The organism is Streptomyces sp. NPDC051172 (genome assembly GCF_040682555.1).
In the GTDB taxonomy this organism is placed as follows: domain Bacteria; phylum Actinomycetota; class Actinomycetes; order Streptomycetales; family Streptomycetaceae; genus Streptomyces.
This window is the reverse complement of sequence record NZ_JBFBBE010000017.1, coordinates 19933-34974: the sequence shown is the minus strand read 5'-3', so window position 1 is coordinate 34974 and position 15042 is coordinate 19933. Positions and strand designations below refer to the sequence as shown.

14 protein-coding genes and 1 pseudogene are annotated in these 15042 nt (G+C 71.6%); 7 read left to right on the top strand and 8 right to left on the bottom strand.

Features of this window, described 5'->3' with window-relative positions; all coding sequences use genetic code 11:
• Window positions 1-144: 144 nt before the first annotated feature.
• Entirely contained in the window at window positions 145-1770 is a 1626-nt protein-coding gene (gene aceB / locus AB0N07_RS13060) for a malate synthase A (protein ID WP_365834309.1), read from the top strand.
• A gap of 1 nt (window position 1771) precedes the next feature.
• Here the strand turns inward: aceB and AB0N07_RS13055 are convergent, their stop codons facing one another.
• The 5 genes and pseudogenes from AB0N07_RS13055 to AB0N07_RS13035 form a co-directional block, all read right to left on the bottom strand.
• On the bottom strand, window positions 1772-2062 hold the full coding sequence (locus AB0N07_RS13055) for a SelT/SelW/SelH family protein (protein ID WP_365834308.1): 291 nt from the start codon (window positions 2060-2062) through the stop codon (window positions 1772-1774).
• Window positions 2059-2973 carry a HipA family kinase gene (locus AB0N07_RS13050; protein ID WP_365834307.1) on the bottom strand — a complete coding sequence of 305 codons (915 nt, stop codon included), beginning with the start codon at window positions 2971-2973 and terminating at the stop codon, window positions 2059-2061. Before AB0N07_RS13050 ends, AB0N07_RS13055 begins: the two co-directional genes overlap by 4 nt.
• 79 nt (window positions 2974-3052) lie before the next feature.
• Window positions 3053-3223, bottom strand: a pseudogene (locus tag AB0N07_RS13045) (tyrosine-type recombinase/integrase); the annotation flags it as partial.
• A gap of 248 nt (window positions 3224-3471) precedes the next feature.
• Entirely contained in the window at window positions 3472-4116 is a 645-nt protein-coding gene (locus AB0N07_RS13040) for a response regulator transcription factor (protein WP_266636909.1), read from the bottom strand.
• Window positions 4104-5360, bottom strand: a complete 1257-nt coding sequence (locus AB0N07_RS13035; protein WP_365834306.1) for a sensor histidine kinase — start codon at window positions 5358-5360, stop codon at window positions 4104-4106. Before AB0N07_RS13035 ends, AB0N07_RS13040 begins: the two co-directional genes overlap by 13 nt.
• A gap of 133 nt (window positions 5361-5493) precedes the next feature.
• Between AB0N07_RS13035 and AB0N07_RS13030 the strand changes: the two genes are divergently transcribed.
• Together AB0N07_RS13030 and AB0N07_RS13025 are read left to right on the top strand one after the other, a co-directional pair.
• Window positions 5494-5970, top strand: a complete 477-nt coding sequence (locus AB0N07_RS13030) for a hypothetical protein (protein WP_365834305.1) — start codon at window positions 5494-5496, stop codon at window positions 5968-5970.
• A gap of 60 nt (window positions 5971-6030) precedes the next feature.
• Window positions 6031-6666 (top strand): methyltransferase domain-containing protein, encoded by a 636-nt coding sequence (locus tag AB0N07_RS13025; protein ID WP_365834304.1) that lies wholly within the window; start codon window positions 6031-6033, stop codon window positions 6664-6666.
• 519 nt (window positions 6667-7185) lie between these two features.
• On the opposite strand, the gene AB0N07_RS13020 is transcribed toward AB0N07_RS13025, so the two are convergent.
• Window positions 7186-7650: a hypothetical protein gene (locus AB0N07_RS13020; RefSeq protein ID WP_365834303.1), complete on the bottom strand. Its 465-nt coding sequence runs from the start codon at window positions 7648-7650 to the stop codon at window positions 7186-7188.
• A gap of 771 nt (window positions 7651-8421) precedes the next feature.
• Here AB0N07_RS13020 and AB0N07_RS13015 point away from each other — a divergent pair.
• Window positions 8422-8994 (top strand): YbhB/YbcL family Raf kinase inhibitor-like protein, encoded by a 573-nt coding sequence (locus tag AB0N07_RS13015; protein ID WP_365834302.1) that lies wholly within the window; start codon window positions 8422-8424, stop codon window positions 8992-8994.
• On the opposite strand, the gene AB0N07_RS13010 is transcribed toward AB0N07_RS13015, so the two are convergent.
• Complete coding sequence (locus AB0N07_RS13010; RefSeq protein WP_365834384.1) at window positions 8979-10511, bottom strand: IucA/IucC family protein; 1533 nt, start codon at window positions 10509-10511, stop codon at window positions 8979-8981. The genes AB0N07_RS13015 and AB0N07_RS13010 overlap by 16 nt on opposite strands.
• Before the next feature lie 74 nt (window positions 10512-10585).
• Between AB0N07_RS13010 and AB0N07_RS13005 the strand changes: the two genes are divergently transcribed.
• Genes AB0N07_RS13005 through AB0N07_RS12995 form a run of 3 tightly spaced genes read left to right on the top strand, consistent with a single transcriptional unit; the run spans window position 10586 to window position 14225 of the window.
• The gene (locus tag AB0N07_RS13005; RefSeq protein ID WP_365834301.1) at window positions 10586-12100 is read left to right on the top strand and encodes an IucA/IucC family protein; all 1515 of its coding nucleotides are present in this window, start codon (window positions 10586-10588) and stop codon (window positions 12098-12100) included.
• Between the two features lie 44 nt (window positions 12101-12144).
• Entirely contained in the window at window positions 12145-13416 is a 1272-nt protein-coding gene (locus tag AB0N07_RS13000) for a VWA domain-containing protein (protein WP_365834300.1), read from the top strand.
• Window positions 13416-14225 (top strand): hypothetical protein, encoded by an 810-nt coding sequence (locus AB0N07_RS12995; protein ID WP_365834299.1) that lies wholly within the window; start codon window positions 13416-13418, stop codon window positions 14223-14225. The genes AB0N07_RS13000 and AB0N07_RS12995 overlap by 1 nt, the downstream gene beginning before the upstream one ends.
• 176 nt (window positions 14226-14401) lie before the next feature.
• Here the strand turns inward: AB0N07_RS12995 and AB0N07_RS12990 are convergent, their stop codons facing one another.
• Window positions 14402-15028: a winged helix-turn-helix transcriptional regulator gene (locus AB0N07_RS12990; RefSeq protein WP_365834298.1), complete on the bottom strand. Its 627-nt coding sequence runs from the start codon at window positions 15026-15028 to the stop codon at window positions 14402-14404.
• Between the last annotated feature and the right edge of the window lie 14 nt (window positions 15029-15042).

Sequence of the window (15042 nt, the reverse complement as noted above, 5' to 3'; positions counted from 1 at the left end):
ATCTCGATATCAACAAACCATTGAACTTCCACAATGAGGAAACTAGTATCCACTGTTCAGAAGCGCCCTGCCGCTCCAAGGGCGCCGCTAGCCGTACCCGGTTCGACTGGCACCCGGTGCCACCGCTGAAGGAAGTGACAGCTCATGTCCGCACCAGCGCCGTCCCCGCTGGCCATCGTCGACGCCGAGCCGCTGCCGCGGCAGGAGGAGGTCCTCACGGAGGCGGCCCTGGCCTTCGTGGCCGAGCTGCACCGGCGGTTCACGCCCCGGCGTGACGAACTCCTCGCCCGCCGCGCGGAGCGCCGCGCCGAGATCGCCCGCACCTCCACGCTCGACTTCCTGCCGGAGACGGCCGCGATCCGTGCGGACGACTCCTGGAAGGTCGCCCCCTCCCCCGCCGCCCTGAACGACCGCCGGGTGGAGATCACCGGCCCCACCGACCGCAAGATGACCATCAACGCCCTCAACTCGGGCGCCAAGGTCTGGCTCGCGGACTTCGAGGACGCCTCCGCGCCGACCTGGGAGAACGTGGTCCTCGGTCAGGTCAACCTGGCCGACGCCTACACCCGCAACATCGACTTCACCGACCCGGCGAGCGGCAAGTCGTACGCCCTGCGCCCGAACGAGGAGCTGGCGACGGTCGTCATGCGCCCGCGCGGCTGGCACCTGAACGAGCGCCACCTCGTCGACGCCGACGGCAAGCAGGTCCCGGGCGCCTTCGTCGACTTCGGTCTGTACTTCTTCCACAACGCCCGGCGTCTGCTCGACCTCGGCAAGGGCCCGTACTTCTACCTCCCGAAGACCGAGTCGCACCTCGAAGCCCGCCTGTGGAACGAGGTGTTCGTCTTCGCGCAGGACTACGTCGGCATCCCGCAGGGCACCATCCGCGCGACCGTGCTGATCGAGACGATCACGGCGGCGTACGAGATGGAGGAGATCCTCTACGAACTGCGCGACCACGCCTCGGGGTTGAACGCGGGCCGCTGGGACTACCTGTTCTCCATCGTGAAGAACTTCCGTGACGGCGGCGCCAGGTTCGTCCTGCCGGACCGCAACGCGGTCACGATGACGGCCCCGTTCATGCGGGCGTACACCGAACTCCTCGTCCGCACCTGCCACAAGCGCGGGGCGCACGCGATCGGCGGCATGGCCGCGTTCATCCCCTCGCGCCGGGACGCCGAGGTCAACAAGGTCGCCTTCGAGAAGGTCCGCGCCGACAAGGACCGTGAGGCGGGCGACGGCTTCGACGGCTCCTGGGTCGCCCACCCGGACCTGGTCCCGATCGCCATGGAGTCCTTCGACAAGGTGCTCGGCGACCGGCCCAACCAGAAGGACCGGCTGCGCGAAGACGTCCACGTCGAGGCCGCCGACCTGATCGCCGTCGACTCCCTCGACGCGAAGCCGACGTACAACGGCCTGGTCAACGCCGTGCAGGTCGGCATCCGTTACATCGAGGCCTGGCTGCGCGGCCTCGGCGCGGTCGCCATCTTCAACCTCATGGAGGACGCGGCCACCGCCGAGATCTCCCGCTCGCAGATCTGGCAGTGGATCAACGCGGGCGTCGAGTTCGAGAACGGTGAGAAGGCCACCCCGGAGCTGGCCCGCAAGGTCGCCGCCGAGGAGCTGTCCAACATCCGTCAGGAGATCGGCGAGGAGGCCTTCGCGGCCGGTCACTGGCAGCAGGCCCATGACCTGCTGCTGCAGGTCTCCCTCGACGAGAACTACGCGGACTTCCTCACGCTGCCCGCGTACGAGCAGCTCAAGGGCTGACCTACTCCTGCGAGACCTTGTCCGAGTGGCCCAGGGACCTTCCCGGGGCCACTCGGTCGCGTACGGCCTGCTTCACGGCCGTCGGCTCCGGGAAGCCCTGTTCGCGGCGGTCCCAGACCACCTCGCCGTCGACCCGGACGACGAAGACGCCGCCGGTGCCGGGCTTGAGCGACAGCTCGCCCAGTTCCGCCTCGAAGGTGGTGAGCAGCTCCTGTGCCAGCCAGGCCGCGCGGGGCAGCCAGCGGCACTGGGTGCAGTACTCGATCTGTACTACCGGTCCGACGGGGTTCATCCGAGGTGCACCGACCAATCCTGTTCCGCCGCCGGTTTGCCGTGCAGGTCGGGGACCCGCTTCAGCCAGTTCGGACGGCCTTGTTGTGTACGCGCCGTCCGCAGGGCCTCCTCGGCGGCGAGTTCCTCCCGGGTGGGGAAGTCGGTGGGGAGCCACTGCGCGGTGGTCTGCACGCGCGCGTGGAGGTAGTCCACGTACGCGGCCCGGATGTCGTCGGGGGTCGCGAAGCCCTCTTCTCCGGCCAGCCAGGCGTCGGGGACCTCCGCGGCGATGTCCCGCAGCAGCTCCCGTGTCACCTTCGGCGCCAGCTCCGCGTCGGCCGCCTGTACGTCGGGGGCGTAGTTGCCGAGGGCGTGGTGCCGGAAGTCGTACGCCTTGGTGGGGTCCGAGCTGTCCCAGCGGTGGTGGAAGACGAGAGCCGCCCCGTGGTCGATCAGCCACAGGCGCGGTGGCACGATACCGAGCGTCGGCCAGACCATCAGGTTCGAGCTGTGGACCGTGCGGTCCACGTTCACGGTCAGCGCGTCGAGCCAGACGATCCGGCCCGCTTCCAGCGGACCGACCGGGAACGACTTCGCGACCTCCGGGGTGAAGTCCCGCGCGCCGGGCAGGTAGTCCATGCCGAGGTTGATCCCCGCGCTGGCGCTGTGGAGCTCCCGTACCTCCTGGTGGGGCTCGCCGTCGGCGATCGCCGGGTCGAAGTGCACCAGCACCAGTTCGGGGAAGCGCAGCCCGAGCGCACGGGCCAGCTCACCGACGATCACCTCGGCGACCAGCGCCTTGCGCCCCTGCGCGGACCCGGTGAACTTCACCACGTACGTCCCCAGGTCGTCGGCCTCGACGACTCCGGGGACGGAGCCGCCGGACCTCAAGGGCTCGATGTAGTTGGTGGCGGTAACCTCTCTCAGCATTTTCCAAGGCCCCGCAGCTTATTCACCTTATATTCCACGGCACGCTCCAATGCGGTCCACCTCGGGGATTACCCCCCGATCAGCCCTGGGCCTCCGGCATGAAGTGAGCATAGTAACCAAGCGTGACAGCCGGGGACGAGTGCCCGAGCCATCGCGCCGGCGTCACCCACGGACTCCCCGCCTCCAGCATGATCGAGGTGTAGGTGTGGCGCAGCACGTGGAAGCCGTCCTTCGGCGCCGCCTCCCACTGCCGCCTCGGACATGGTCGAGCGGGCGGCCGGCTCCGCCCGGTCCGCGTACACCGGTGAGCCGCAGTCCAGACGGCGCAGGCGCGCGAAGAAGCCCTCCTCGTCGAGGAGTCTTTCGAATCCCAGGGCGCGGTATTGGGCACGGAGTCCCGGGACGCGCCGGCACCGCCTCGGACGCCCGGATGTCATGCCGGAGAAAGGCCCGAAAGGCCCAAGTGGAAGGGGATGCGGTCCGCAGGGTCGGCCGGGATCAGGCCACGCCGAGGAAGCTCAGTACGGCGAGCACCCGGCGGTGGTCGGCGTCCGCCTTCGGCAGGTCGAGCTTGGCGAAAATGTTGTTGATGTGTTTGGCCACCGCGCTCTCGCTGACCACGAGTTGCCCCGCTATCCCGGCGTTGGACCGGCCGCCCGCCATCAGCTCCAGGACCTCGCGTTCCCGCGGGGTGAGCCGGTCCAGCGGGCCGCTGTGGCGGCGCACCAGAAGCTGCGAGACGACCTGCGGGTCCAACGCCGTCCCGCCGGCCGCGACCCGGCGCAACGCATCCACGAACTCCTCCACGTCCGCGACGCGTTGCTTGAGCAGATAGCCGATGCTGGAGGTGTTGGCGGACAGCAGATCGGCTGCGTACCGCTCCTCCACATACTGCGAGAGCAGCAACACCGCGGTCTTTGGCCACTGTTGCCTGATGACCAGCGCGGCGCGCACTCCCTCGTCGGTGAAACCGGGGGGCATGCGGACGTCCACCACGGCGATGTCCGGCCGGTGTTCCTCCACGGCTGCCAACAGCGCCTCGCCGTCGCCGACTTCGGCGACCACCTCGAACCCGGCCATCTCCAGGACCTTGACCACCCCGACCCTGAGCAGTACGGAATCCTCGGCGATCACGGCACGCACGGCAGCTCCACGGTGATGACGGTCGGCCCCCCGACGGGGCTGTCGACCGACAGGGTGCCATCGACCGAGGCGACCCGCTTGGCCAACCCCGCAAGGCCGGTACCGCCGGTGGGTTCCGCGCCGCCCACGCCGTCGTCGCTGATGACGACCAGCAGCGTCTTCCCGAAGCGCTCCACGGTGACCTCGGCGCTGGACGCCTCCGCGTGCTTCACCACGTTCGCCAGCGCTTCGGAGACGACGAAGTAGGCGACCGCCTCGATCGTGGGCGACGGCCGCGACGGCAGATCCACCTTCACCCGTACCGGGAGGGGGGCCCGGGCGGCGATGCCGGACAGCGCGGCGTCCAGGCCGCGGTCCTCCAGAACGGCCGGGTGCAGCCCGCGCACCAGGCCGCTCAGCTCCTCGATTGCCTCCTTCGCCTCCCGGTGCGCCTCGCCGATCACCTGGCGGGCCTCCTCGGGCAGGTCGGTGAGCGTGGCCTTGGCCAGGCCGAGGTTGACCGCAAGGGAGACCAGCCGCTGCTGGGCACCGTCGTGCAGGTCCCGTTCGATCCGCCGCCGTTCGGCATCGACCGCGTCCACCAGGCCGGCCCGGCTCTCGGCCAGGTCCTCGACCCGGCGGGCCAACTGCTCCTCGCGGCTGGGCCCGAGCAGGACGGTGGCGGTGCGGGTGTCGAGCCGGGAGAGGGCGTCGGTCGACAACCGCGCGATGTGGAGCAGGGCGAGCCCCGCCGCGGTGAGGTACGCCGCCCAGGTGTAGTAGCCGGGATGGTCGACGCGCCAGTCCAGCGGCACGAGCCAGATCCACAGGTAGATCGAGGCGGCGGTGACGGCCACGGCCCATGCCAGAAGGGTGAAGGACCCCGCGAGAGCGAGCAGCGGCCCGTCCAGCAGGTGGTACCTGAGCTGCCGGTGCCCCGCCCGGGATCGCAGCCACTCCGGCAGCCGGGGCCGCTGTCCCCCGTAAGGCGAGGGGATGGCCACGTCGAGCCGGGTGCGGAAGCGGCGCCGCTGCACCTCGGTCAGCAGCGGCCCGGCGAGCACGACGGCCGTGAACGGGATGAACACCGCGAGGAGCAGTTGGCCCGCCGGGTCGAGGACCGGGAGGAGGAGCAGCCACGGCAGGGACCCGACGAAGAGGACGCCGAGCTGGACGAGGACGCCCGTGACGAGGAACGAGACCGGTCGTCCGGCTCCCTGGAACGAGAACAGAAGTAGGCGCCGCAGGCGGGCGGTTGTGCGCATGGGGAAACGGTAGGTGTCCGGGCCGGGGGCGGGCCATGGCAAGAGCATCCGCTTCGGGGTGTAGCTGGTGCCACCCCCACAACGGACATTCGCGTTACTGACCGTGAGCGCCTGGCGGGCGAGGCTGGAGGCCATGAAGGAGCACCGGGAACGCGAGGAGACCGATCCGATGAGCACGCTGAGCGTCTGCCGACTTCAGGACGAGGCCCGCGGCTCGGCCGGCCGGCGCACGCGTCGCCGGTACCGCCTGGAACACGTCCTGGTCGGCTGCGGGCTGGCCCTGCTGCCGTGGCTGGTCGTGCTGGCCAACGGCCTGCCGGGGACCGCCATCGCCTCGAACTGGTGCACCGCCTGGATCGGCCTGGACGCCTTGGAGGCGCTGGGGCTGATCGCCACGGGGCTGCTGGCTGCACGCAGCCACCAGCTGCACGCCCCGACGGCCACCGCCACCGCGACGCTGCTGCTGGTCGACGCCTGGTTCGACACGATGACCGCGGCACCGGGCGCGGATCAGGTCTCGGCGATAGCGATGGCGCTCGGCGCGGAACTGCCGCTGGCGGTGGTGTGTGTCGTGTCGGCGGTACGGGGGTCTGCCCGCCAGACAGCCTGACCCTCGCTCCCGGCCCCGTCTCCTTCCCGCATGCCACCATCCCCTCCCGAGGAGAGATCCATGTCCCACACCGTCCTGGCCAAGCCCGCCGTCCGCTGGGCGATCGCCGCCGGTGCCGTCGCCGCCGGCGCCCTGTGGTTCGGCGACAAGGCCCCTTACCCGTACACCCAACACAAGCTGCTGGACCTGCCGTTGCCGTATCTGACCGCGAACCGCCTGGACGCCGTGCTGCGGCCCAGGCCAGGTGAGCGGGTGCTGGAGGTCGGTCCCGGCACCGGCCTCCAGTCGCTGCACGTCGCTCCCCAACTCGGCCCGGACGGACGGCTGGACGTCCTGGACATCCAGCCGGAGATGCTCGACCACGTGATGCGCCGCGCGGAACGGCACGGCGTCGCCAACATCACGCCCACCCGAGGTGACGCTCGTGAACTCCCCTTCCCTGACCACACGTTCGACGCCATGTACCTGGTGACCGCACTGGGCGAGGTACCGGAGCCGGAGCGGGTGCTGGCCGAGGCGGTCCGGGTGCTCACCCCCGGCGGCCGACTGGTGGTCGGCGAGTTCTTCGACCGCCACTGGATCCCCTTCGGCACCTTGCACCGCCTCGCCGACGACTCCGGCCTGCACCTGGCCGCACACCGTGGCTCCACCCTCGCCTACCTGGCCCGCTTCCGCCCCTGCACCGCGGCAGCGTAGGGACGGGCCGGGTGTACTGCCCCGGGAGGCCGGGGACGCGGCCGGGCGGCTGGTTCTTCACCCGCGGAGCTGACGGATCCCGGCGGCCGGACCGTACCTCCTGCCGTACAAGCCGCTCGCGTCTGGAGGCAGCGTGTGGGAGATGGGTTCGTGACCGGTGCACCTCCAGCGCGGCGAGCAACCCGACCGCGGCACTGAACGCGGACGGCCGCATCTCGGTCTTCCACAACGGAACCGACCGGCCCTGTGGCACGTCTACCGGCCCAGCGTGTCCTTCCGGCACCACCGGCCACCACGCCCTCCAGCCCGCCGGCTACGGCATCACCTGCCTCACCCGAGGTGGGCAGAGTTTCGACTTCCTCGGCTTCCACCGCCGGAAGGGGGAATCCTGGAACGGCGAGGCAACGGGAACTCCGGGCGGAAGTTCAACGCGGTCGACGGCTACGTCCACGAACGGCTGGCCATCTTCGCCCGCCGGAACCACAGACTCCGAGGCCGGAACTGGATCACCTGATTCACCTACGGATGGATCTGTGCCGACGCGCGCGAACTACTCGAGCGTGCCCGTGCGCATTTCGCCGGGCGCGCCCCCGGTCCGCATGCCACGCCTGTCCGCTCCGTCGTGAGGAGCGGCCACTCGTCGGTGAGGGTCTCGGCTGCTGCGCGCACCTGGGCTTCGCTGTGCTGGGCCGTGACCAGGAACCGCAGGCGGGACTGGTTTCTTTCCACCACGGGAGACACGAAGGGGTAGACGCTGACCCCGCGCCGGAACATGCGATCGGCAAGGCGCAGGGCGGCATCGTCGTCTCCGACGATGACCGGCACGATGCACGAGTGGTCGCTGCTGCGGCCCGTGTCCCAGCCCGCCTCGCGGGCGAGCCGCCGCAACAGGCCCGCGCGTTCGAGGGCCGTGGCCGCCAGATCAGAGCGCGGACCCGCGTGATGTCGGCTTCGGCGCAGAAACGGTCGAAGGCGTCCACCCACACCTCCTCGGCTTCCCACCGCTCGTGGCCGATCCGCCAGGCCACGGCGTCGGGCGCAGGCAGCCTTGCCGTCTCGCCGGGCTCGGGGAGCGTGAAGGCGGGCAGACCGTACAGCTCCTCAAGGTGCTCGTCCTGGGTTCTCATGCGGGTTGCTCCTGCTTTACGACGTGTCAGGGGGTGATCCGTGCACGGGTTCTACCAGTGGAGACTGACAACGCGCCGGTGGGCGGCGCGGGTGAGTGAGCCGGCCGACCAGCGTCCTGAGTTTCACCGGGCCCGCGGCGGTGCCTGAGTCCGCCGCCGCCCTGCCGATGGCGTGCCTTTCGGCTGCCGACCACAGTATGCGCAGCCAAAAGCCCACCTCGACCGTGCCGCCGGCCTCCCGGACAGCGGCCGGTCGTAGCTCGCAGGACGCCGCGAATCGGATCGCCGGCGTCCTCGGAACATGGCCGGCGGGCGGCCCAGGACAAGACGCTCATCCGCGAGACGGTGGCCCGGCTGCGCTTCATCGACGTCGGCGGTCTGTGTCCATCGTCGGCGTGCGACAGGAAGTGTCAGGAGATCGTCCTGGCCAAGCCACCCACGCTCGCCTCGGATGCCTCCTCCGTCAAGGCTTCCTCACCCGGCCCGGACGAGGCCGCTACCCGAAACGGACTTGACGTCCGCTCAGGCTGGTCACGTCGGTTCTCTCCGGGGAGAGTCCGAAATGTTCCTGTGCGAACCGTCGCGGTCCCCGCGTATAAGGATCGAAACCCACCACGAGGAGCAACTCATGGCTCTGCTGGGCAAGTTGTTGAAGAACAAGCGGGCAGGGGACGAGCGCCTCGCCTGGAACGCGCCGAACCTGGCCGGCCCGAACACGCTGGAGATGAGCAGTCCCGACTTCGCGCACGAAACGACGATCCCGACCCCGCACGCCGGCAAGCGCCTCGGTGGAAAGGATCTCTCACCGGCCCTGACCTGGGGTACCGCCCCTGCCGGAACGGCCCAGTTGCTGCTGGTCATCGAGGACCCCGACGCACCGACGACCTACCCGTACAACCACGGCATCGCCCTGCTCGACCCGTCCCTGACCGGTCTCCCCCAGGGCGGCCTCGAGGCCGGGACCCCCGCGGACGGAGTACGGCTGCTGGGTTCGGGCTCGCGCCGCGGCTACCTCGGACCGGCGCCGATCAAGGGCCACGGACCGCACCGTTACGTCTTCCAGCTGTTCGCCCTGGGCAAGCCGCTGACGATCGGCAGGAGCGACACCGTGCCGGACACCGCCAGGCCGCGGGCCGTGCTGGCCGCCGCGGGGAACGTACTCGCGCGCGGCCGCCTCGACGGCTTCTACGAACGGGTCTGACCTGCGGCCAGCGGATTCGGCAGCGGTAGATAGCGGGCGTCCGCGCCGTCCGCGCCCGTCCACCGCAGGAGGAGGTTCGTCTTGCCGGGGAGGGTCGGGGAGGTGAGCAGGGCGGCGGTCTCGGGGAGGTCGTGCCGGGCGAGTTCGCGGCGGGCGGCGGGCCAGGGGTCGAGGCCTGGATGGCGTTCGGCCAGGGTGGCGGCGACCTCGGTGAGGTGGTTGACGACCAGGCAGTACACCAGCCGTTCCCAGCCGGCCGCGCGCGACACCTCCGGCAGCAGCTTCACGCCCTCGGCGTCCCGGAACAGCGCCTGCACCGGGTTACCGTCCGGGTCGACGGCGACCAGCGTGTTCTGCAGATGTGCTTCGAGTACGACGCCGTGGTCGGCGAAGGCTGCCAGCGCCGGGGGTACGACGGCCCTCAGGTACGCCTCCCACCAGGCCTCCGGGTCGTGGGCCCCGTCGAGCGGGCTGCCCTCGAAGCCCTCCACCAGGCCCGCGGCGAGCAGCGGGGTCGCGCCGGGCAGCACGTGGCCGTGCAGTCCGTCGCGGACCAGGACGGCGAGTTCCTCGAAGGCGAAGTCCGCGGTGCGGTAGCCGCGGTCGCCGAGCCAGGCCGCCGGGCCGTCCACGGCGGCGAAGGCGGTGGCCGCCGCCTCGTCCGTGCGGCGGAGTTTCAGCAGGTCGTGGCGCCACAGCCGGCGGATGTCGTTGGTGATGCGGACGTCGAGGCTGAACTTCAGGAAGAGGTCGTGCCCGGGGGCGTAGAGGGTGCGGATCGCGGCCGTGGGCCAGGTCTCGAAGGCGGTCGTGGCCAGCCGGATCAGGCGGCCGTCGGCGAAAGGCGACGCGAGGTCCACGAGGTCGAGCTGCCAGGGGTGGGCCGGCAGCAGCCGGTAGCCGGGCGGGGCCTCGCCGAGGGCGTCCAGCGCCGAGGTGTCGCCCTCCTCGACGACCAGGTCCTCGCGCACGCCGAGCAGCACCAGCGGGAACCGGGCGTGGGCCTCGGGGGCGTACGGCAGCCAGCCCGCGACCGGGCCGCCGCCGCGTGCCTTGGGGGCCGGGTGGTAGGGGTGGCCGGTGATCAGGGACTGCTCGGAGCGCTGGTACGGGTCCTCGGGCGCCGTCACCCCGGCGCGGGCGGCCAGCAGTGCGGCCACGGCGTCCCGGCTGTCGATCATCTCGGCGGGGAGTTCGTGGTTGGACAGGCCCGTGTGGCGGCGCAGCTCCTCCGCGACGAGCTTGACGAGTTCGGTGTGCCCGATGTGGTGCCAGTGACCCGACGCATGCACCTCGGGATCGGCGGGCCGCCGTTCGCCGCGGACGCGCAACAGCCGGTCGACACCGGGCAGCCGGTACGTGCGGTGCTCGCCGTCCCGCCCGACCGGCTCCGCCACCTCGCGCAGCAGACAGTTGAGGAGCGGTGCGGCCGCGTATGCGTCGGCACGGCCGGCGGGGTCGTCACCGGCGTACGGGGTGATGAGATCCACGCGATCCACTCGTTCCCTGAGGTCCATTCGGGCGGAGACGATCAGTATGTATGCCGTCACCCCGGTTCGTGACGCCCCACTCGTACCCGAGGAGCCCGCCCGTGCACCGTCCCCACCCCGCGGAGGCCGAGGTCGCCGACGAGCTGACCGCCGTACGCCCCGCGCTTCTGTCACGGTACGCGGCCGAGCTGCCGGGTGCCCGGGCGGCCGTGCTGACCCGGCTGTGGCGGGCGCTCGCCCATGAGCCGCTGCCGTGGATCACCGCCCGGGACCCGGACCGGGAGGGTCTCACGCTGCGCCTTCGTGACGGGCGCCGGCTGCACGGGCCGGCCGCGGATCCGTACGCCACCGCCGCCTACGTCACCGCCGTACACCTCGACAGCGTGGCGTACGACCATCCGGCGCGGCTGATGACCGACCTCGCGGTGCCGCACTGCGTCGACTTCGCGGCCGAACTCGGGCACAGCGTGGCGTCGTTGGCGCTGTCGCGGGCCGATCAGGAGCGCCACACGGACGAGTGGCCCGCGCAGGACTGGGAGTGGGAGCAGCGGGTGGTGGACGGGCATCCCTTCCATCCGGGGTGCCGTTCCCGGCCCGGTTTCTCGGTGGCCGAGCAGCTGGCCTACGGGCCCGAGCACCGGCCGCGGGTCGAGCTGGGGATGCTGCCGGTCCGGGCCGACGAGTGCCTGGTGACGGGCGTGTGGCCGGACGACATGCGGGACGGGGAACGGCTGTTGCTGCCGGTGCACCCGTGGCAGGCGGCGCATGTGCTGAAGCGGACCTGCGAGGAGAAGCTCACCGCGCACCCTCTGATGTCCCTGCGCACCCTCGCGGTGCCCGGCGGGCCGCATGTCAAGACCGCGCTGAGCGCCCGGCTGACGTCCTCGGTGCGGGACATCTCGCGCTACTCGATCGCGCTGTCGGCGACGTTGTCCGCCTTCGCGCAGTCACTGGCGGCGCGCGCCGACGGCCTTCTGCATGTCACGCGCACCTGGGGTGCGGCCACGGCCGAGTCCACGGACCTCGCCGCCGTGCTGCGGGAGCCGCCGCACACATACGCCTCGACGGCCCGTGGCGAGCGGGTCGTGCCGGTGGCCGCGCTGGCCACCACCGCGCTGCCCGAATCCCCCGCCTGGCTCGCCGGCTTCACCCGCCTCACCCTCACCGTCGGCCTGCGCCTGCTGGAGCTGGGAGTGGCCCTTGAGGCGCATGGCCAGAACCTGCTGGTCGTCCTCTCGGCGACGGGTGCCCCGCTGCGGCTGGTCTACCGCGACCTCGCCGACATCCGCGTCAGCCCGGCACGGCTGTCCCGGCACGGCATCCCGGTCCCCGACCTCCTGTCCGGACGGCTCGTCACGGACGATGTGACGACGCTGCGGCGCAAACTGTTCGGGTCGCTGGTGGCGGGCGCCCTGGCCGGTACGGCGGGTTCGGCGCAGGCGCTCGGGACGGCGCTGGAGACGGCCGCACGGGATCTGCCGCCCACCCCCGACCTGGCCGCGCTGTTCGAAGAGACACTGCCCACGAAGGCGCTGACGCTGATGCGGATGTCGCCCGGGACGCCCGGCGACCAGTGGGCCGAACTGCCCAGTCCCCTGCACCCCGGGGCCCGCTGACGCTCGTTTTGGAGCCCGGCACATCTGATCAATAAGATCCGCCGATGATCAGAAGACAACGGCTGGCGGCAGGAGTGTGCGCCCTGCTCGCCGCCCTGGCGGCCGGGATGGCGTTCCCGGCCGCGGCGACCGCCGGCGAACCCACGGGCGAGGCCACCGCGAAGGTCGATCTCGTCCTCGACGTCAGTGGCTCCATGCGGACCCGGGACATCGACGGCGGTACCCGGATGGCCGCGGCGAAGCAGGCGTTCAACGAGGTGCTCGACGCGACGCCCCAGGAGGTCCAGCTCGGCATCCGCACCCTCGGCGCCAACTACCCGGGCAACGACCGGAAGACGGGCTGCAAGGACACCGCGCAGCTCTACCCGGTCAGCACCCTGGACCGCACCGAGGCGAAGACGGCGGTCGCGACCCTCTCGCCCACCGGCTGGACCCCGATCGGCCCGGCCCTCCTCAAGGCGGCCGGCGACCTGGAGGCCGGCGAGGGCTCCAAGCGGATCGTGCTGATCACCGACGGCGAGGACACCTGCGCCCCGCTGGACCCGTGCGAGGTGGCCCGCGAGATCGCCGCCAAGGGCATCGGCATGACCATCGACACCCTCGGCCTGGTCCCCGACACCAAGCTGAACAAGCAGCTCAGCTGTATCGCCGAGGCGACCGGCGGCACCTACACCTCGGTCGAGCACACCGACGAACTCACCGACAAGGTCAACCAGTTGGTGGACCGGGCGGCAAACCCCGTGGTGACTCCGGTCGCCACCGAGGGCGCCGCACAGTGCACGGACGCGCCGACCCTGAAGTCCGGTCTGTACACGGACCGTGAGGAGTTCGGGCAGCAGCGCTGGTACCGCGTGGAGGTCATGGCGGGCCAGGAGCTGCGCGCCTCGGTGAGCGTGGCGGCCGACCGGGCCGTCGGCCCGGACTACGGGGCACTGCTGCGGGCCGTCACCGTGCACGGCCGCGAGATCGTGCGCGGGGAGGCCGCGGGCAACGGTCGAACGGACGTCATCTCCACCGGCCTGCGCTACCCCAGGCCCGAACGGGACGACGACAGCGACAAGCCCGCCCCGGAGACCGTGTGCCTTCAGGTCACCAACTCCTTCTCGGCGGCCTCCGGCGTGAAGACCACGCCCGGTCTGCCGCTGGAGCTGACCGTGGACGTGGTCGACGGCCCGTCCCACGCCGGCGACGTGGCCTCCTTCGGTCTCGGCCGCGGCTGGTGGCTGCTCGGCGTACTGGTGCTGGCCGGCTTCCTGGCCGGTCTGATCTGGGGCTGGCTGTCACGCTGGCGGGTCGCGGTCTGGAGGACCAACTGATGCGGATCACACGTGTGTTGAGCGCGGCCCTGCTGACACTGGGGCTGGCGGCCGCTCCCGCGGCGGCCGATTCCTCGCCGTCGCCCAGCGCCTCCGGCGGCAGCTCGGCGCCGACCTCGGCGGGTACGTCCTTCCGTACGGCGACCGAGTTCGAGCAGGGGCAGCAGGCCACGGCGGTCGGCTCCACGGGTGACTACCTGTACTGGTCGTTCCCCGCGGACGCCGGCCGGCGCCCCACCGTCGAGGCGACGGTGAAGCTGCCGGACTCGCATGCCGCGCAGACCTGGCAGATCGACGTCTACGACGGACTGCGGCGCCGCCAGGCCTGCCAGTACGGCGCGCAGACACGCACCGCGGCGCAGGGCGCGGCCGCGGTCGACCTGGCCTGCACGCTGCGTACCGTGCGCGCCTGGTCGGAGCCGTGGGCCGACGACCCGCTGCTGGGGACGTACTACATACGGCTGACGGTGGTCGACCTGGCGACGGCCGACCTCGGCCAGCCGGTCCGCGCCTCGGTCCGGGTGGGCTCCAAGGACATCGGCGGCTCGGCGGCGGTGGACGGCTCGCTGGCGAAGCCGCTGGTGCCGGGGATCGCGGTGGCCTCCAAGTCCGGGGAGAGCGACGGCAGTTCGAAGAAGGCCGCCGTGCTGTCGAGCGTCGAGCCCGAGGACGGCTGGGCGTCCGGCTGGTGGTCGGACCGGTGGGTGTGGACCGCGATCGGCGGCGCGCTGGCCGCGCTCGCGGGCGTCGGCGGATATGCGCTGACCCGCGGCTCGGGACGGCCCTCGCGGGTGCCACCGGGCGCCTGACGCCCCCACAGAAGGCCCGCGTCCGGCGGGCCTTCTGCCACCTGAGGCCTCGCACACCACCCTCACCAGGCGCCCCGCCCCGGCCGGCCGACACGCATCCGGAACAGCCCTCACACCTCCCACCGGACACCTGACACCCCGCCGGAATCCCGACACCCGCCGGGCCTTCTGCCACCTCAGCCCTCGCGCAGCACCTTCGCCAGGGTGCCCTCGCCGGTCACGGCGACCCGCCCCTGCCGCACCGCGTCGGTCAAACTCAGCTCGCCCCGGGCGAGGGCCGCGCCCGTCTCGGCGTCCAGGGCCAGGCGCGCGTCGGGCTCCCCGGGGGCGCGCCCGTCGCCGTACAACGGGCCGTCCTCGGCACCGACGTACAGATGGAAGTCCCCCTCCTCCAGCCGGACCTCGACCAGACCCTCCCCCTCCAGCGAGCGCAATAGGGGCAGCGCGAACCAGTGGGCGCGCAGGGCGTCCGTGGGCCGGCGCTCACCCAGCTCGCCCTGGCCCCACATGCTCAGCGCCTGCAGCACCGGCAGCAACTCCCGTCCGCGCGGGGTGAGTTCGTAGACGTAGGCCGCGCCCGGCGGCGGCAGCCGGCGGCGCGTGCCGAGCCCGTCCCGCTCCATGTCCTTCAGCCGTGAGGCGAGTACGTCCGTGCTCACGCCGGGCAGGTCCGCGTGCAGGTCCGTGTAGCGGCGAGGGCCGGCCAGCAGCTCCCGGACGATCAGCAGGGTCCAGCGGTCGCCGACGAGATCGAGGGCGCGGGCGGCGGAACAGTACTGGTCGTAGCTTCGGCGTCGTGACATGCGACGCAGTCTAG

Coding starts and splice junctions, on each gene's coding strand:
- aceB (WP_365834309.1), top strand. CDS start 145: ATGTCCGCACCAGCGCCGTCCCCGCTGGCCATCGTCGACGCCGAGCCG.
- AB0N07_RS13055 (WP_365834308.1), bottom strand. CDS start 2,062: ATGAACCCCGTCGGACCGGTAGTACAGATCGAGTACTGCACCCAGTGC.
- AB0N07_RS13050 (WP_365834307.1), bottom strand. CDS start 2,973: ATGCTGAGAGAGGTTACCGCCACCAACTACATCGAGCCCTTGAGGTCC.
- AB0N07_RS13035 (WP_365834306.1), bottom strand. CDS start 5,360: ATGCGCACAACCGCCCGCCTGCGGCGCCTACTTCTGTTCTCGTTCCAG.
- AB0N07_RS13030 (WP_365834305.1), top strand. CDS start 5,494: ATGAAGGAGCACCGGGAACGCGAGGAGACCGATCCGATGAGCACGCTG.
- AB0N07_RS13025 (WP_365834304.1), top strand. CDS start 6,031: ATGTCCCACACCGTCCTGGCCAAGCCCGCCGTCCGCTGGGCGATCGCC.
- AB0N07_RS13015 (WP_365834302.1), top strand. CDS start 8,422: ATGGCTCTGCTGGGCAAGTTGTTGAAGAACAAGCGGGCAGGGGACGAG.
- AB0N07_RS13010 (WP_365834384.1), bottom strand. CDS start 10,511: ATGGACCTCAGGGAACGAGTGGATCGCGTGGATCTCATCACCCCGTAC.
- AB0N07_RS13000 (WP_365834300.1), top strand. CDS start 12,145: ATGATCAGAAGACAACGGCTGGCGGCAGGAGTGTGCGCCCTGCTCGCC.
- AB0N07_RS12995 (WP_365834299.1), top strand. CDS start 13,416: ATGCGGATCACACGTGTGTTGAGCGCGGCCCTGCTGACACTGGGGCTG.
- AB0N07_RS12990 (WP_365834298.1), bottom strand. CDS start 15,028: ATGTCACGACGCCGAAGCTACGACCAGTACTGTTCCGCCGCCCGCGCC.